Origin of the sequence: Pantoea sp. YU22, assembly GCF_003970755.1 — a bacterium.
Classification (GTDB): domain Bacteria; phylum Pseudomonadota; class Gammaproteobacteria; order Enterobacterales; family Enterobacteriaceae; genus Pantoea; species Pantoea piersonii.
In genome coordinates this window covers 1-1229 of the sequence record NZ_RYDU01000044.1, presented here as the reverse complement: position 1 = coordinate 1229, position 1229 = coordinate 1, and the positions used below count along the sequence as shown (strand labels likewise).

The window sequence follows — 1229 nt, the reverse complement described above, 5'->3', positions numbered from 1 at the left end:
TGAATCGCCACGGGTTTAACAGACACCTCAGAGTCATTTAAGATGGCTTAAAGAGAGGTGCCCATGAGCGGTAAGCGTTATCCCGAAGAGTTTAAAACTGAAGCAGTCAAACAGGTTGTTGATCGCGGTTATTCTGTTGCCAGCGTTGCAACACGTCTCGATATCACCACCCACAGCCTTTATGCCTGGATAAAGAAGTACGGTCCGGATTCTTCCACTAATAAAGAACAGTCAGATGCTCAGGCCGAGATCCGCCGTCTCCAGAAAGAGCTGAAACGGGTTACCGACGAACGGGACATATTAAAAAAAGCCGCGGCGTACTTCGCAAAGCTGTCCGACTGAGGTACGCCTTTATCCGTGACAACTCCTGTTGCTGGCCTGTTCGCCTGCTCTGTCGGGTGCTGGATGTTCATCCCAGTGGTTTTTACGCCTGGCTTCAGCAGCCGCATTCACAACGCCATCAGGCAGACCTGAGACTGACAGGACAGATTAAACAGTTCTGGCTGGAGTCGGGATGCGTCTATGGTTATCGCAAAATCCATCTGGATCTGCGTGACAGCGGGCAACAGTGCGGAGTAAACAGAGTCTGGAGACTGATGAAACGTGTCGGAATAAAGGCTCAGGTCGGATACCGAAGCCCGCGGGCACGTAAAGGCGAGGCCAGTATCGTGTCACCCAACAGGCTCCAGCGACAGTTCAATCCGGATGCTCCTGATGAGCGTTGGGTAACGGACATAACCTACATCAGGACCCACGAAGGCTGGCTGTATCTTGCCGTTGTTGTTGATCTGTTCTCACGCAAAATTATCGGCTGGTCCATGCAATCCCGGATGACAAAGGACATTGTCCTGAACGCACTGCTGATGGCTGTATGGCGGCGTAATCCCGAAAAACAGGTGCTGGTTCATTCGGATCAGGGCAGTCAGTACACAAGCCATGAGTGGCAGTCGTTCCTGAAATCACACGGCCTGGAGGGTAGCATGAGCCGTCGCGGTAACTGCCATGATAATGCGGTTGCAGAAAGTTTTTTCCAGTTGTTGAAACGTGAACGGATAAAGAAAAAGATCTACGGAACGCGGGAAGAAGCCCGCAGTGATATTTTTGATTACATCGAAATGTTTTATAACAGTAAGCGTCGGCATGGTTCTAGCGAACAGATGTCACCGACAGAATATGAAAACCAGTATTATCAACGGCTCGGAAGTGTCTAGATTATCCGTGGCGATTCA

1 protein-coding gene is annotated in these 1229 nt (G+C 50.4%); it reads left to right on the top strand.

The window, feature by feature from the left end; genetic code table 11:
• The first annotated feature begins 63 nt into the window (after positions 1-63).
• Positions 64-1211 (top strand): IS3 family transposase gene (locus EKL29_RS22915; RefSeq protein ID WP_085949497.1). Its coding sequence is split into 2 segments (ribosomal slippage): positions 64-301 and positions 301-1211, totalling 1149 coding nucleotides; the frame shifts between segments, so codons are not numbered across the junction.
• Positions 1212-1229: the final 18 nt, after the last annotated feature.